A 15,929-nucleotide genomic window follows, 5' to 3' on the forward strand; every position below is an offset into this window, starting at 1 on the left:
CGATCCTAAGCGATCAGCGCCGCACCCAGAGCATGGCGATGCTCACAGCCGGTCAGCTCTTGCCGTCGGTCTCGGCGGATTCCAGCGGGAGCAGGTCGGTGCGGCCGTCGGAGCTGGGCGGGCCGCCCGGCAGCCGGACCGCCTTCGGCAGCGCGCCCGGGCTCCACGTGCCCCAGTGCGTTTCCCGGTGGACCTCCGTCGCAGTCGCGGCGGGCAGGGCGTCGGGCTGGAACGGGTCCACCACGTAGAACGCGCCCCAGTCCCGGTGCAGATCGCCCTTGAGGTAGCTCGGCATCACCCGCACGCTGGCCGCCACGTTGAGCCAGCCGAACGGTCCGCCGCCGGAGGAGCCCGACCAGTTCTGCCCCATGTCGCGCAGCATCCCGCCGCCGGCCACCCGGAACCGCGGCAGCTCCACGATCCCGCCGTGCAGGCTCGCGAGGTTCAGGCACGGGTGCACCAGCGCGGCGGTCCACTCGACGAACGTCGGCTCGTCGCCCGCCACCTCGGTCATGGTGGTCAGCTGCGGGACCCGCGGCGCGCTGAACGACATCCAGCCGCCCTCGTCGACCTTCTGGTCGGCGGCCAGCACCCGCAGCTTGGTGGCACCGTCCACAGTGAACCGCAGGTCCTGCCAGGCGCGGCTGTTCTGCGCCAGCTCGCGCTCCGCGACGATCTCGAAGCCCTCCGGGGTGTCGCGGCCCAGCTCGACTCGCAGCGAGTTCGCGCCGGTCGCCGACCCGGCGAACTGCAGCACCACCGGCGCCTCACCGGAGGTGGCCCGCGGCGGCAGGTCGTACCAGGGCGTGCGCATCTCGCCGGTGCCGGTGGCGTCGCGGTCGTAGCTGCCCCACACCGGTGCGTCGTCGCCGCCGAACCCGAACGGTGGAGTCCAGTGCTCGGTGCGCGGGTGGCCGAACCGGTGGAAGCCCCGCGACGTGGGCGCCAGGTAGTCGGCGCCCTCCGTCGTTCCGGTGAGGCGGTTCAGCGCGCTGCGCGGCTGGTCCTCGGCCGCCCGGAGCACGCCGCGCCGCGGATCGGTCTCAATCTCGACGTAGTCGGACAGCCCGCAGCTCTGCCCGGCCAGCTGCTTGACGTTGTCCGCGCCGAGGCTGTAGCCGCCGCGCTGCTTGTCGATGCCAACCCCGAACAGCACCACCTCGCCGATGAGCAGCACGGCGCAGGTGATCGTCAGCGGAGCCGCCCCCAGCCGCAGGACCCGGCGTCGCGCGGCCGCGGTGCTCACCGGCGGCTCGTCGTGGCGCAGGTGCTCGACGATCGCGACGACACCGGCTATCGCGGCGGCGATCAGGAAGTAGGTGCTCGCGCTCCGCCCGTCCAGGCTGGGCGCGCGGTCGAACCACGGCACGCCCCAGCCCGAGACGTACCACCACGAGTTGGTCCCGGTGACCGAGAACGCGCACACGACCATCAGCCCGGCGAAGAACGCCGCGCGGTTGCGGCGCGAGCGCAGCACCGCCGCGCTGGTCGCCAGCGCGGTCAGCGCGGCGACCACCGCACCCGCACCGGCGAGGACGCCGAAGTGGTGGGTGTGCTTGGTCGGAGTGGCGGCGAGCACCACGAAGCACAGCGCGGCCACCGCGAGCAGCCTGCGGCTCGGCCCGAGCGCTGCGCCGCGGATCCGGCCGCGGCGCAGCAGCACCACGCCGCAGGCCAGCACGCACAGCACCACCAGCAGCACCGGGAAGCGGCGGGTCAGCGACCCGTCCGGCCACCGCCCGAACAGCTTGTCGTAGCGGGCGAGCTCCTGGTACCAGGCCTCGTTCGGCCCGAACTTCGTCTTCAGCGCCACCGAATCCAGCACCGACTGCAGCGTCTGGTCGAAGAACACCCCGACCAGGATCACCAGGCCGGAGGCGGCGATCGGCGCCAGCACCGGCAGCAACCCGCGCTCGCGCACCCGCTGCCAGAGCAGCCGCAGCAACGGCTTGGCGGCCACCACGAACGGCAGCACCGCGACCATGCCGTGCGGGTTGGCGCCCACGCCCAGCGCCGCGGCCACCAGCCCGAGCGCGGCCGGGGTCAACCGCCGGGTCGCCACCGCGCGCTCCACCGCGCACAGCGCCAGCAGGAAGAACGCCACGACCACCGGCTCCGGCCGCAGGCCGTTGTTGTAGGGCAGCCAGAACGCCAGGAACACCGCCGCCGCGGCCCAGCCCGCGGACTCGCTGCGCCGCACCTGCTGCCCCAGCCGCGGCAGCACCCCGCGGCTGATCAGCAGCCAGCTGAGCACACCGAGGAACAGCGCGGGCAGGCGCACCCACGGCGTGGCCGGTGAGACCTGCACCCACAGCGCGTAGAACTCGTAGAACCAGCCGAACGGCGATTCCGGGTTGGCGAACCAGCGGAAGTAGTTGGTGACGTACCCGGCGTCCTGCGCGGCCCGCAGCATGGTCAGGATGTAGCCGTCGTCGGCCGTCATCGCGCCGATCAGCCACCACACGCCGAGCGCGCCGACGACCACGACGTCCCGGAACTTCAGCCGCCACCAGCCCGGTTGCAGCAGCCGCGGCGCCCGCCGCACCTCCAGCCTGCTCAGCGCCAGCACCGAACCGGCGAACGCGGCCACGGCCAGCACCATCGCGGCGGTCTTCAGCGGTGTCGGCGAGCTGGCGAACCGGTCGTCCACCCGGGCCTCGAACGACAGACCGCGCACGTCGTCGGCCGCGGCGTCCAGCTGCGAGAAGATCCCGGTCAGCTGCGGCCGCCGATCACCATCGACCGAGGCCAGCTGAACACCGCCGACATCGGCCCTGGTGCCGGACTCGTCGGCGCGCACCGAGATCGCGCAGTCACCGCCGGGCAGCGCGGTGGAACCGATCCGCTTCCCGCGCGACCACAGCGTGAGCTCGCCGTCGTCGACCTGCAGGCTCAGGCCCGTCACGCCGCCGTACTTCGACGACGGCGGATTCGTCGCGACCAGCACGGCGGGCCGGTTGCTGCGCGCGTCCAGGCCGCGCGCGGCCGCGCACGGGACCTCCGCGGTGAGCCACAGCGGCGCGTGGGTGACCAGCGGGGCCGACACCGGAGCGGTGCCGTGCGCGGTCGGCCACTTCAGCGTGGTGACGTCGTGCTGCACCGGCAGGAGCGGGACCGCCAGCGCGGCGAGCACCGACAGCAGGCCGAGCACCACGGCCCAGCGCCGGGCCGCTCTCGGCGCGGGATCGCGACGCGTGCTCTCCCCCGATCGCTGACCCACGCGACCGCCACCCCATCCCTGCCGACAAGAAGCCAAATCCCACTGAGCTTAGAGAGGGGCGCGCGCCGACCGACAACCGGAGCAGGAGACGTCACTCCACGCGGCCGAACGCGCACGTCGCGCGACCGGGTGACGCCGGGACTGTGAGCCGGATCTCTGCCGCACCCGTGGGGTTTCCGCCCGAGATCAGCCGATCGTGGCACCGGCGTCACTAGCGTCAGCGACATGACCTTCACGTTGATCAAGGGCGCCTTCCGGATCACCGGCAGTTCACCCGACGGCGATTCGGTCCGCTTCTACCCCACCGACCCGGACACCTTCCGCAAGGCCGGCCTGTCCGTGCGGCTGAACGCCCGCGGTGGCGTCCAGCTCCGATTAGAGGGCATCGACGCCCTGGAGACCCACTACCGGCCGCAGGCGCGCGGCAGCGAGCTCTGGCACCAGCCGGCGGAGCTCGCCGACGCGGCGAGCTCGGCGCTGCTGCAGCACCTCGGGTTCACCAGCGTCGAACGCGACGACGACGGGAGGGTCACCGCCAGCACGCCGGAGGAGGTCTCCGGCCACATCCTCACCCGGTTCGCCGACACCTACGGCCGCGCCGTCGCGTTCGCCTTCCCCGGCCAGCGACCCGGCCGCTCCACCGACGGCGCCGACGTCCGCCTCGATCCCGACGGCCTGCCGAACTCGGCCAACCACGCGCTGCTCGAAGCCGGGCTGGTCTACCCGACGTTCTACTCGAAGCTCTTCGTCGACCTGCGCGAGACGATGGCCGAGGTCGCGGTGGCCGCGCGCGAGGCCCGCCGCGGCGTGTGGGCCGAGGACACCACGCTCGAAGGGCTGCGGTTGCGTTCCCGCGAGCAGCTGCGCGAGGAAGTGGTGCTGCTGCCCAAGCTGTTCCGCCGACTGGTCGACTACCTGGAGCTGGAGGAGTCCGGCGGGGTGTCGCTGAGCGGCTTCTCGCGCTACCTCGACACCCGCGACGACCGCCTGTTCACCGTGCCCACCGGCCACGCCACCGAGCTGGAGACGCTGGTGGAGGTCCGCCGCCAGACCCTCCGCCTGACCGTCGAGCCCGAGCGAATCGTGTTCACCGAAGCCTGACTCCTCGCTCACCGCACTCACCTCGCGTGGCGGTGCAAGCGCCGAGGGTGGGCTGAACGCCTCCCGCGTTTCAGGACGGGGCCTGACCGTCCCCGCGGTACCCGGCCGCGACGTGGTGAGATGGTCCGGTCGAGGGAGCGAGGGGGTGTCATGGCCGACCGCGATGCGGCCGCACCGACGGTGGCGTCCCGGCTGTTCCGGATCCTGGAGGCCTTCTCCCCGGAGCGGCCGTCGCTGACGCTGTCGGCGATCAGCAGGCACAGCGGCCTGGCGCTGACCACCACGCACCGACTGGTCGGCGAGCTCGCCGGCTGGGGCGCGCTGGAACGCGCCGCCGACGGCAGCTACCGGATCGGGCTGCGGATCTACGAGCTGGCGGGGCTGACGCCGCGCGGCACGCTCCTTCGCGAGGTGGCGATGCCGTTCCTCGGCGATCTCTACGAGGCCACCCGCCAGAACGTGCAGCTCGGGGTGCGCGACGGCGACGAGGTGGTCTACGTCGAGCGCATCTCGGGCCGCGAGGCGGTGCCGGTGGTGTCGCGCCCCGGCGGCCGGCTCCCGCTGCACGCCACCGGTGTCGGCCTGGTCCTGCTCGCGCACGCCGACCCCGGGCGGCAGGAGGCGGTGCTGAGCGCGCCGCTGAAGCGGTTCACCGAGCGGACCATCGCCGACGCCCGGCAGCTGCGCCGGACCCTCGCCGACGTGCGCAGGCAGGGCTTCGCGATCAGCGACCGCCAGATCGAGCTGTCGACGCTGTCGGTGGCCGCCCCGGTGCACGACGACACCGACGAGGTGATCGCCGCGCTGTCCATCGTGGTCCCGGCCGACCGCACGGACCCGATGGCCCTGGTCCCAGCGGTCCGGGCCGCGGCCCGAGGCCTCTCCAGAGCCCTCGGCTCCCCCAAGGCCCGAGCCCTGCCTCCAACGGCCCACCTCGAACGGTCCTGACCGGCGCTCGCGCTCGGGCTTCCGGTGAACGGAAAGGGGCGTTCCGCGTCGCTGACCCCGCACCGATCGTGGACCGTGAGGCTGCGGCGGCGGTCACATCGGAGTGCACCGCCGGCAGCAGGTCCGAGGAGGGAATCGGTCGATGCAGATCCAGGTCGGGATCGTCGGAGCAGGGCCAGCCGGGCTCATGCTCTCGCACCTGTTGCACCAGCGCGGCGTGGAGTCGGTCGTGCTCGACACCCGGACCCGCGAGGAGATCGAGGGCACCATCCGGGCCGGCGTGCTGGAGCAGAGCTCCGTGGACCTGATGGTGGAGACCGGCGTCGGCGAGCGCGTCAAGCGCACCGGCATGGTGCACCGCGGGATCGAGCTGCGCTTCGGCGGCCGGGGCCACCGGATCGACTTCGCCGACCTCACCGGCGGCCGCGGCGTGACCATCTACCCGCAGCACGAGGTGCTCAAGGACCTGATCGCCCAGCGGCTGGCCGACGGCGGCGACATCCGCTTCGGCGTCTCCGACGTGCGCGTCGAGGACATCACCGGTGACCGCCCGAAGATCCGGTTCACCCAGGACGGCGCCGAGCAGGAGCTGGACTGCGCGCTGGTGGCCGGTTGCGACGGATCGCGCAGCACCACCCGCTTCCTGATCCCGGCGCCGAACCCGCGGCAGGACCACTTCCGCCAGTACCCGTTCGCCTGGTTCGGCATCCTGGCCGAGGCGCCGCCGTCGTCGGAGGAGCTGATCTACGCCCACCACCGCAACGGCTTCGCGCTGATCAGCACCCGCTCGGCGACGGTCCAGCGGCACTACCTGCAGGTCGATCCCAACGACACCGTCGAGGACTGGTCCGACGACCGGATCTGGTCGGAGCTGCACACCCGGGTGGCGGGCGCGGAGATCAAGGAGGGACCGATCTTCTCCAAGTCGGTCCTGCACTTCCGCAGCTTCGTGTGCGAGCCGATGCAGTACGGCCGGCTGTTCCTGGCGGGCGACGCGGCGCACACGGTGCCGCCGACCGGCGCCAAGGGCATGAACCTCGCGATCGCCGACGTCCACGTGCTCTCCCGCGCCATGGCGGCGTTCTTCGCCGACAGCGACCGCACCGCGCTCGACGCCTACACCGCGACCGCGCTGCCCCGGATCTGGCGCGCGCAGCACTTCTCCTGGTGGATGACCTCGATGCTGCACCGCATGCCCGAGGCCACCGGGTTCGACCTGCACCGCCAGCTCGCCGAGCTCGACACGGTCACCCGCTCCCGAGCGGGCCGGACGCTGCTCGCCGAGAACTACGTCGGCACGCCCTTCGACTGAGCCCTTGCGTGGTTCGGCGACCGCAGCCGCGACACCCGAGGGCACCGGGCTGACGCGTGGCCGCATGCGCCGAAGGCGCACAACCCACCCTCGGCGCTTGCACCGCCGCGGGTTCTCAGACGTCGCCTGGCGAGGACAGCCCGTTCGCCGTGTATTGGTCATGCACGAGAACGGGCTGCCCCAGTCCAGGCGGCGTCCGAGGTTCCGCCACGCGAAACGAGCCTGGAAACCGCAGACTCAGAACGGGTACTGCTGGATGGGTCCCTGGATGGTGACCCACTGGGTCTCGGTGAAGGCTTCGAGGTTCGCCTCCGCTCCCCCGACGCGTCCGCCGTTGCCGGAGGCCTTCACGCCGCCGAACGGGATGTGCGCGTGGTCGCCGACGGTCTGGTCGTTGACGTGCACCAGGCCGCTCGGGATCTGCTTGGCGACCTCCCAGGCCTGCATGGCATCCGCGCTGAGCACGCTGAGCGACAGGCCGTACTCGGTGTCGCGGGCGATCGCGACGGCTTCCTCCACCGCGCTGAACCGCAGCACCGGCGCGACCGGGCCGAAGATCTCCTGGCGGAACGCGGGAGTGTCCGGTCGGACGCGGTCGAGCACCGTCGGCCGGTAGAACAGCCCGTCGTACTCGCCGCCCGCGACCAGTTCCGCGCCGGCCGCGACGCTCTCGGTCACCAGCCGGTGGATGCCGTCGCGCTGCTTGGCGTCGATGATCGGGCCCAGCGCGACGTCCGCGGTGTTCGGGTCGCCGACCGGCAGGTTGCGGGCCTTCTCGGCCAGCGCCGCGACGTAGTCGTCGGCGATGGACTCGTGCACCAGGTGCCTGCCCGCGGCCATGCAGATCTGCCCCTGGTGCAGGAAGGATCCCCACGCGCCCGCCGAGGCGGCGGCGTCGATGTCGGCGTCCGGCAGCACGACGATCGCGTTGTTGCCGCCCAGTTCCAGGTGCGCGCGCTTGAGGTGCGCGGCGGCGGCCTCGCCGACCTTCCGGCCGGCCGCGGTGGAGCCGGTGAAGGCGATGACGCGGGTGTGCTCGTTGGCGACCAGCGCGGCTCCCGCGTCGGCTTCGCCGGGCAGCACCTGGAAGACGCCTTCGGGCACCCCCGCCGCCTCGAAGATCGCGGCCAGCACGAGCCCGCCGCAGACCGCGGTGCGGGTGTCGGGCTTGAGCACCACCGAGTTGCCCAGCGCCAGCGCCGGTGCGACCGCGCGGATCGACAGGATCAGCGGGAAGTTGAACGGCGCGATCACCCCGACCACCCCGGCGGCGACCCGCCTGCTGAAGCTGAGCCGCCCGTCCGCCGCGGGCAGCAGCGAACCGGCCGGGTGCGAGGGCAGGCCGGAAGCCTCGAAGCACTCGTCGGCCGCGGTGCGGGCCTCGATCTCGGCCTTCGGCCGGATCGACCCGGCCTCGCGGACCAGCCAGCCGACGACCTCCTCGGCGTGGTCGGTGAACAGCTGCCCGGCGCGCCGCAGCACGGCCGCCCGCTCGTCGAACGGGGTGTCCTCCCAGAGCCGCTGCGCCGCGGCCGCCTTCGCGCAGGCCTGGTCGACGTCCGCCGGGGTCGCGCGGCCGACGTGGCCGAGCAGCTTCCCGGTCGCGGGCTCGACGACCTCGGCAGGGGTACCGCTGGCCGGTTGCCAGCGCCCGGTGAAGACCTGCTCGGCCCAGCGTTCGGTGTCCAGGATCGTCATGCGTTGGCCTTTCTCCAGCGAGGGATTCACACAAGTGCGGACTGGGCCCGCCCGGTCGCCGGGTGCGAGGTTTCCACTCCCCGCACCACCACGCGACTCAGGCGGGGATGGAACTATTGCGATTTCAATGGAAATCAGACGTCCGATTTCCATTGAAATCGCGCGAAACCCGACGCGCAGTCGGCGTGTCGACCACCCGACACGCCGACGAGCCGCGCAACTTCCATTGAAATCGAAGGTGCGATTTCCATTGAAATCGCGGATCGTCCGGTCTCGGGCGGGGTCTAGCGCGCCGCGGCGGGTTCCGGGACGTGGAACTTCTTCTTGGCCACGATCGCCACCGCTATCGCGCCGATCACACCCGGCACCGCGACGGCGATGAAGTTCTGCTGGAACGGCAGCTCCATGGCCAGCAGCGCGCCGCCGAGCGTGGGCCCGCCGATCGCGCCGATGCGGCCGATGCCCGCCGCCCAGCCGACACCGGTGGAGCGCACCTCGGCCGGGTAGTACTCCACCGCGAACGCGTGGATGATCGCCAGCACGCCGACCGTCGCCGCGCCCGCGACGAACAGCAATGCGTTGAGCACCACGGAGTTCGGGTTGAACGACAGCCCGATCAGCGACAGCGAGGCGAGCATGAAGTACAGCACCAGGGTGTTGCGGTAGGTCCAGCGGTCGGCGAGCCAGCCGCCGACGATGGCGCCCACCATGCCGCCGAGGTTCAGCACCACCAGGTTCCACAGCGCCGAGCCCAGCGGGTAGCCCGCGGTCTGCATCAGCTTCGGCAGCCAGGTGTTGAGCCCGTAGCTGAGCAGCATGCACATCGCGAAGAACACCCAGATCAGCACGTTGTTGAGCGCGTTGCCGCCGGTGAACAGCTGCCGCAACCGCGCCTTGGCCTGCTCCGGGCGCCGCTCCAGCACCACGTCGTCGAGGTCGTCGCGCTCCGGGGCGATCCGGCGCAGCACCACCAGCAACCGCTCGCGGTCGCCGCGGGCGGCCAGGTAGTCGGGCGATTCCGGCAAGTGGCGCACCAGCAGCGGAACCAGCAGCAGCGGCAGGCCGGCCACGTAGAACACACCTCGCCAGGTCCACACCGGCTCGATGTAGATGGCGAAGACGGCCGCCCCGATGCCGCCGACCGAGTAGAACGACGACACCAGCGTGACGAACAGGGCCTTGGCCCGGCGCGGTGCGATCTCACCGGCCATCGCGTTGAAGTTGGGCACCAGCGCGCCCAGCGACACCCCGACGACGAAGCGCAGCGCGCCCAGCACCTCGGGCCCGGTGGCGAAGGCGCACCCGAAGGAGGCGATGCTGGCGATCGTCACGCAGCTGATCATCACCGGCCGCCGCCCGTAGCGGTCGGCCAGCGGCGAGACGAACAGCCCGCCGACGAGCATGCCGACCAGCGCGACCGAGCCGAGCGTCCCGGCGGTGACCGGGTCCATGCCCCACTCGTCCATCAGGTGGGAGATCACGGTGCCGTAGCTGACCATGTCGTAGCCGTCGACGATCATCAGCAGCGAGCACAGAGCCAGGACTTTGAAGTGGAAGCCGTTGAGCCGGGCATCGCCGACCACGGCCCCCGCGGTGTGCTGGGACAATCTGGTTCCTCCGGGTTCCACGAGGTCTTCCAGGCTCGTTCTGCGCAGCGGTGCCGCTGGCGGAACCTCAGCGCCCGCCTGGACTCCGGGAGCCCGTTCTCATGCACGACTAACGGGCGGTCCTCGCCAGGCGAACGCTGAGATTCTCGGTCTGGTGCTCGGACTTTCGCGCGGCCGCGCGGCGCTCAGGGTTCGGTGAGCTCGGTTTCCGCTTCGATCAGGACCGGCTTGCCCGCGCCCAGTGCACCGGTGAGGGCTTCGGTGAACTCCGCACCGGTGCGCACCGAAGTCGCGTCGACGCCGTATCCGCGGGCGATCTGCACGAAGTCGATGCCGGGCACGTCCATGCCGGGCGCCTCGCCGGCGTCGAGGACCTTGGAGAACCAGCGCAACGCGCCGTAGGTGCCGTTCTTCAGGATGACCACGATCACCGGGATGCGGTACCGCGCGGCGGTCCACAGCGCGGTGATGCCGTAGTTCGCCGACCCGTCGCCGATGAGCCCGATCACCTGGCGCCGCTCGTGGGCCAGCTGCGCGCCGACCGCGGCGGGCAACCCGAACCCGAGCCCGCCGGAGGCCGGGAAGAAGTAGCTGCCGGGCTCCGAAAGATCCATCTGCGCCCAGAAGTCGCCGGTCGTCGCGGTGGATTCCTTGACGTAGACGGCATCTTCCGGCGCGTGCTCGCGCAGCAGCGCGAACAGCTCCGCCGGGTTCAGCCGCTCCCCGGCGGAGGCCGCGACCGGGTGCTCCGGCAGCGGGGGCAGCTCCGGTCGGAGGCCGGGCGCGACGGCATTGGCCAGCCGCGCCAGCGCGTCCTTGACGTCGCCGACCAGCGCCTCCCCCACGGGTGCGCGCGCGGCCTCACCGGGATCGCTGGTCAGGTGCACCAACCGGGCGCCCGCGGGCAGGTACTCGCCGGGCACGAACTGGTGGTAGCGGAACACCGGGGCACCGACGACCAGGATCAGGTCGTGTCCGCTCAGCGCGTCGGTGATGCCCTGCACCGACGCGGGCAGCACACCGCGGAAGCCGCGGTGCCGGGTGGGGAACGGGCAGCGCGACGCCGAGGGCGCGATCCACACCGGCGCGCCCAACCGGTCCGCCAGGCGCACCGCGTCGCCGTTGGCGCGCTCTGCGTCGACCTCCGGGCCCAGCACCAGCACCGGGCGCTCAGCACCGTCGAGCGCCGCGGTCAGCTCGGCCAGCTGCGAGTTGCTGAGCGATCCGGCGCTGCTCGTCCTGCGCGCGAGCAGGTGCTGCGCCTCCGCAGGGGCCTCCTGCGCCCAGTCGTCGTAGGGCACCGAGACGTACACCGGCCCCTTGGCCGGCAGGTTCGCGATGTGGATGGCGTGGCTGATCGAGCGCGGCACGTCCTGCGCGCAGGCCGGCTCGCTGCTCCACTTCACCAGCGGTTTGGGCAGCGCGGGCGCGTCGACGTTGGCGAGCATGACCTCCTGGCCGATGGTCGAGCGCACCTGCTGCCCGGCGGTGATGATCAGCGGGCTGTGCGAGTACACGGAGTTGGTCAGCGGGCCGAGCGCGTTGCCGGTCCCGGCCGCGGCGTGCAGGTTGACCAGCGCCGGGCCGCCGCGGGCCTGCGCGTAGCCGTCGGCCATCGCCAGCACCGCGCCCTCGTGCAGGCCCAGCACGTAGCGGAAGTCATCCGGCATCCCGGCCAGGAACGGCAGTTCGTTGGAGCCCGGGTTGCCGAAGATCGTCGTCAGGTCGTGCGATCGCAAGAGTTCGTAGGTCACGTCGCGCACGTCGGCCATGGATGTTCGCTCCCCTGTCGGTGATGCCCGCCACCATAGGGAGCGCAGTGCTCATGGTCCTAATGAATGCTGTTGATCCTGACATGCGCGGAATCTATTCTCGCTGCGTGGTCGACGTGGACCTGAACCTGATGAAGACCTTCGTGCTGCTCTACGAGACGCGCAGCGCCACCCGGACGGCCGAGGCGCTGTTCATCACGCAGCCGTCGGTGAGCCACGCGCTGCGGAGGCTGCGCCGCCAGTTCAACGACGAGCTGTTCACCCGCTCCCCCGACGGCCTCGCCCCGACCGAGATCGCCGAGCGCATGTACCCGCGCCTGCAGCAGGCGCTGGAGGTGATCGAGGAGACGGTGTCGGGGGCGGGCCGGTTCGACCCGGCCACCTCGCAGCGGACGTTCCGGATCTGCGCCACCGACCTCGGCGAGATCAGCCTGCTCCCGGCGATCCTGGCCCGGCTGGAGCGCGAGGCGCCGAACTGCGCGGTCGAGGTACTGCCGCTGGACATGGCGGCCGTTCCTCGGCACCTGCGCCAGGGCCGGGCCGACGCGGTGATCTGCACTCCCCGCATCGACGCCCCGGACCTGCAGCGCGACGCCCTGTTCCAGGAGCGCTACTTCGGCCTCCGGGCCCGCGCGCACCCGCGCATCGGCGATCACCCGACGCTGGCGGAGTACCTCGGGGAACGGCACATCGTGGTCGATCCGGCGGCCGGGCACGTCGACGCCGACATGGAGCTCACCCGGCTCGGGCACCGCCGCGAGGTCGCCGCCCGGGTACCGCACTTCACCGCGCTGCCCGAGCTGCTGGCCCGGACGCACTACCTCTCCGCGGTGCCCAGCGGCGTGGCCGGGCTGTTCACCCGCTCGTCGGAGGTGGCGACCTTCCGGCTGCCGTTCGAGATCCCGACGGTGGAGGTGTCGCTCTACACCTACCGGCGAGCGCTGCCCGCGCCCGGCACCGACTGGCTTCGCGAGCTCATCCGGAACACCCTGCGACGGGAGCCGGAACCGTCCACTTGAGACGGAACCGGCTCAGGCGGCGACCCGGTTCGGCGCGACGTCGGCGGAGTGGCGCCGGACGTCCAGCAGGTAGCCGACCCAGAAGCCGACCACGCCCGCACCGACGACGGCCAGCGCTCCAACAGCACGCACCATGGGAGTTCCCCTTCTCCGCGACGCCGGATCCCCTGACCCCGGCCCACCAGGTTCGTCCCGATGCTGAACCCGCCGGATGGCAGCGCCGTTGCACCGACGATAACTCCCGGTGAAACGGCCGACCACACCGCCCCGCACCAGTCCGGCCACGCTGCGCAACCCTCCACTGAGGACTCCTGCGCGACCGGGTGACGCCCGGTCAGCCCGCGAGCAGACCCGGCCCGAACGTCAGCTCCGCGCTCCGGCGAGCCTCGCCGGTGGCGGAATCACCGAGGTAGAACCACGTCGACATGGTGCGTTCACCGAGGTCGAAGACGGTGCTCCAGAGCGTCCGCAGCGGCACGCCGCCCGTCTCGTCACCGGATGCGAACCCGACCTCGTCGAGCATCTCCCGCAACCGCTTGCCGGAAAAGCCGGATTCCGCGGTGCGCTCCCGCAACGTGCGGTAGCGGTAGTGGCTCAACATGGTGTTGTCGGTATCACGCGCTCCTTGCTCGTGCAGGTAGTGATTCGTCAGGCACAGGGCGTCCCCGTCGATGTCGAAGATGTGCTCGGCGCCACCCGGACCGCGCTCCCAGACGAAGGCGTCACCCGAGGCGTCGGCGATCAGGTAGTGCAGCGGCGCACCCAAGTCGTAGTGCTTGGCGGCCAGCAGCGCACGCCGGGCCTCGTCCGCGGTGGCGCAGGTGTCCAGCACGAAGCGCGGCAGCTGGATCGGCGACAACCCGACCTGCGGACCGGCTTGCACTGGCGCGCCCAGGGTTTCGGCATTCGCGATCAGCAGCGCGACCGCGAGCCCGTGCTCGTTGATGCCCTCCGTGCAGCCGTCGAGCTCGTTCATGGTCAGCACCGTCGACGCCGGGCCGTCGTCGGGGACGAGGCTGAGCACGTAGGGCCGCGAGGCCATCGGCAACTCACCCGAAGCCGGTCCGCCGGAGTTCTCGCCCGAGACGAACGCGAAGAGCTCGGTGGCGCTCGTGGTGAAGAAGTCGTAGTTGCGGCCGAACAACCCGCGCCCCTCCTCCGTCGCCGAAGGGCTCAGGAAGGTCGCCGAGCAGCCCGAGCCGGTCGGCAACCCGGAGAGGGCGTCGAAGTGGAACCGCCCGGCGTCCAGGCCGAGCGACTCGGCCGCGCCGAGCATCCGCTCGTGGTGCTGCGGCCAGTACCGCTCGAACCACGCCAGCCGGGCGCGCACCCGGACCGGCTCAGCGGGCACCGGCGCCCAGCCGTAGGTCGCGGCCGCTTCGGCGGCGAGTTCGGCACCCACCTCCCGCCCCGAGCCCGAGACGGTGACCTTGCGGACGGTCGTGAAGTCACCCTCGCCGCCGGCGACGATCTGCCGGGTGATGGTCATCCTGACACTCCTATGTACGGCGTACTCATTCAGGCCGGAACAGTACCGCAAGCCGCACGAACCTGACGACAACTCATATATTTTCCGGAATAACCAGCTACTTCACCGCAGTTCGGCGAGCTAGTGCACTAGAGCGATCACCTAGTGCACTAGTACGATTCCGGGCATGCCGCACCTGGACGAGGAACCGCCGTACCGCCGGATCGCCGCAGCGATCCAGCAGCGAATCGCCAGCGGTGAGCTGCGCCCCGGCGAGCACGTGCCCTCCACCCGGGAGATCACCCGCGAATGGGGCGTGGCGATGGCGACCGCCGCGAAAGCGCTCGCGGAGCTGCGCAACGCCGGGCTCGTCGAAACCCGCCCGGGCGCGGGCACGATCGTGCGCGCGCCGGCCGCCGCGGTACGCCGCCCGCGCACTCCGGCGGCCGCCCCGACCCGCGAGCGCATCGCGGCGGCCGGGATCGAGGTCGCCGATGCCGAAGGCGCCGGTGCCGTGTCGATGCGGCGCATCGCGGCCGAGCTCGGCGTCGCGCCGATGTCGCTGTACCGGCACGTCGCGAACAGGGACGAGCTGCTGCGCGCGATGTTCCGGGCCGTGTTCCGGGAACGGCCGCTCCCGGAAACCCCACCGAGGGGATGGCGGGCGCAGCTGGAGCTCGTCTGCCGCCTGCAGTGGGAGCTGTTCCGGGACCACCCGTGGCTGGCGGGCGTGCTGTCGCTGACCAGACCGATGCCGGTCCCCGAGGCGATGGCGCACACCGAGTGGACGTTGCGCGCGCTGGAGGGTCTCGGGCTGAGCCGGGTGGAGACCGCCCGGGAGGCCCTGGCACTTCCGGCGATGGTGCGCGGCCTGGCGCTCTCCCGGGAGTTCGAGGCCGAAGCCGAAGGCAGCACCGGGGTGGGCGCGGATCAGTGGTGGGCGTCGCGGCAGGATGAGGTCGACAGCGTGTTCGCCACCGGCCGCTTCCCGCTGCTGGCCCGGCTAGAGGCCGATCCCGCCGGCGATCTCGACGGCACCTTCGAGCACGCCCTCGCACGCAACCTCGACGGGTTGGAGGCGCACGTGCGGCGGAACGTCAGCGCAGCTCGACCGGTCCGGTAGTGCCCTCGATCTCGGCCCGAAGCACCGGGGCGTCGGAACGGGTGAGATCCAGGTGCGCGCCGACGGCCCGAAGATCCGCGCCGACGGCCTCGGGATCCGGGTGCTCGGCGCGCAACGAGAGCAGCCGCACCTGCGGCAGGCCCGAGTCCACCGGGTGCGGGGCGCTGCCCCAGTCGATGAGGAACGGGACCAGCCCGTGCCGGGGATTGGGTTCGCGCTTGGCCAACCGCCACTCCAGCAGCCGGCCGTCCGGGGTGCGGCGCGACATCGGCCGGGCATCACCCGGGTCGTGCCCGGCGGCGCGGGCGTCGGACACCGCGCGGTCCAGTCCTGTGGTGCTGATCGCCCAGGTGACCAGGCGCGGGACGGTCAAGGTGGCCAGCCCGAAGGTGTTCGGCGGGCGCGTCGCCTCCGGATCCGGTCCGATGATCTCCAGGTAGGCCCGGCCGCCGAGGCCGAGCAGGTAGTTGCGGGTGCCGTTGTCCGGGTGCCGCCCGCCGGGCACCGGATCGACGCCCAGCAGCTCCGCGACCGCGCGCACCCCGGCGAGCAGGTCCGGCACCCCGTACACCAGGTGGTCCAGCCGCGGTTCGACGTTCGTCATCGGCACCTCCCGAAAGCTCCGCCTCCGATCCCACCACTCGCCGCCGGGAAGATCAAC

Annotated in this window: 12 protein-coding genes; 5 read left to right on the top strand and 7 right to left on the bottom strand. The window is 71.9% G+C overall.

Features of this window, described 5'->3' with window-relative positions; translation table 11 throughout:
• Nucleotides 1-52: 52 nt before the first annotated feature.
• Nucleotides 53-3,220 (bottom strand): arabinosyltransferase domain-containing protein, encoded by a 3,168-nt coding sequence (locus tag C4T78_RS07140; protein ID WP_093356567.1) that lies wholly within the window; start codon nucleotides 3,218-3,220, stop codon nucleotides 53-55.
• A gap of 225 nt (nucleotides 3,221-3,445) precedes the next feature.
• On the opposite strand from C4T78_RS07140, the gene C4T78_RS07145 reads away from it, so the two are divergent.
• The 3 genes from C4T78_RS07145 to C4T78_RS07155 all read left to right on the top strand — a co-directional run bounded on the left by C4T78_RS07145 (nucleotide 3,446) and on the right by C4T78_RS07155 (nucleotide 6,581).
• Nucleotides 3,446-4,321 carry a nuclease gene (locus C4T78_RS07145; protein ID WP_093356565.1) on the top strand — a complete coding sequence of 292 codons (876 nt, stop codon included), beginning with the start codon at nucleotides 3,446-3,448 and terminating at the stop codon, nucleotides 4,319-4,321.
• 150 nt (nucleotides 4,322-4,471) lie between these two features.
• A complete protein-coding gene (locus tag C4T78_RS07150) occupies nucleotides 4,472-5,269 on the top strand; it encodes an IclR family transcriptional regulator (RefSeq protein ID WP_093356564.1) in 798 nt (265 codons plus the stop codon).
• Between the two features lie 142 nt (nucleotides 5,270-5,411).
• A complete protein-coding gene (locus tag C4T78_RS07155; protein ID WP_093356562.1) occupies nucleotides 5,412-6,581 on the top strand; it encodes a 4-hydroxybenzoate 3-monooxygenase in 1,170 nt (389 codons plus the stop codon).
• 237 nt (nucleotides 6,582-6,818) lie between these two features.
• Here C4T78_RS07155 and C4T78_RS07160 read toward each other — a convergent pair whose 3' ends face one another.
• The 3 genes from C4T78_RS07160 to mdlC all read right to left on the bottom strand — a co-directional run bounded on the left by C4T78_RS07160 (nucleotide 6,819) and on the right by mdlC (nucleotide 11,658).
• Nucleotides 6,819-8,279, bottom strand: a complete 1,461-nt coding sequence (locus C4T78_RS07160) for a benzaldehyde dehydrogenase (protein WP_093356561.1) — start codon at nucleotides 8,277-8,279, stop codon at nucleotides 6,819-6,821.
• Nucleotides 8,280-8,563: 284 nt separating this feature from the next.
• Nucleotides 8,564-9,886: an MFS transporter gene (locus C4T78_RS07165; protein ID WP_093356559.1), complete on the bottom strand. Its 1,323-nt coding sequence runs from the start codon at nucleotides 9,884-9,886 to the stop codon at nucleotides 8,564-8,566.
• Nucleotides 9,887-10,071: 185 nt separating this feature from the next.
• Nucleotides 10,072-11,658, bottom strand: a complete 1,587-nt coding sequence (gene mdlC / locus C4T78_RS07170) for a benzoylformate decarboxylase (RefSeq protein ID WP_093356557.1) — start codon at nucleotides 11,656-11,658, stop codon at nucleotides 10,072-10,074.
• Nucleotides 11,659-11,765: 107 nt separating this feature from the next.
• Here mdlC and C4T78_RS07175 point away from each other — a divergent pair, with 107 nt between their 5' ends.
• Complete coding sequence (locus tag C4T78_RS07175) at nucleotides 11,766-12,677, top strand: LysR family transcriptional regulator (protein WP_093356556.1); 912 nt, start codon at nucleotides 11,766-11,768, stop codon at nucleotides 12,675-12,677.
• Nucleotides 12,678-12,689: 12 nt separating this feature from the next.
• On the opposite strand, the gene C4T78_RS36930 is transcribed toward C4T78_RS07175, so the two are convergent.
• Together C4T78_RS36930 and C4T78_RS07180 are read right to left on the bottom strand one after the other, a co-directional pair.
• Nucleotides 12,690-12,812, bottom strand: a complete 123-nt coding sequence (locus C4T78_RS36930) for a hypothetical protein (RefSeq protein WP_258958327.1) — start codon at nucleotides 12,810-12,812, stop codon at nucleotides 12,690-12,692.
• A gap of 199 nt (nucleotides 12,813-13,011) precedes the next feature.
• Nucleotides 13,012-14,166: a C45 family peptidase gene (locus C4T78_RS07180; protein WP_093356554.1), complete on the bottom strand. Its 1,155-nt coding sequence runs from the start codon at nucleotides 14,164-14,166 to the stop codon at nucleotides 13,012-13,014.
• Between the two features lie 166 nt (nucleotides 14,167-14,332).
• Between C4T78_RS07180 and C4T78_RS07185 the strand changes: the two genes are divergently transcribed.
• On the top strand, nucleotides 14,333-15,268 hold the full coding sequence (locus tag C4T78_RS07185; RefSeq protein ID WP_093356553.1) for a TetR/AcrR family transcriptional regulator C-terminal domain-containing protein: 936 nt from the start codon (nucleotides 14,333-14,335) through the stop codon (nucleotides 15,266-15,268).
• On the opposite strand, the gene C4T78_RS07190 is transcribed toward C4T78_RS07185, so the two are convergent.
• Nucleotides 15,243-15,872 carry a VOC family protein gene (locus C4T78_RS07190; RefSeq protein WP_093356551.1) on the bottom strand — a complete coding sequence of 210 codons (630 nt, stop codon included), beginning with the start codon at nucleotides 15,870-15,872 and terminating at the stop codon, nucleotides 15,243-15,245. The two genes, C4T78_RS07185 and C4T78_RS07190, sit on opposite strands and share 26 nt — an antisense overlap.
• Between the last annotated feature and the right edge of the window lie 57 nt (nucleotides 15,873-15,929).

The organism is Saccharopolyspora kobensis, assembly GCF_900108315.1.
Taxonomy (GTDB): domain Bacteria; phylum Actinomycetota; class Actinomycetes; order Mycobacteriales; family Pseudonocardiaceae; genus Saccharopolyspora; species Saccharopolyspora kobensis.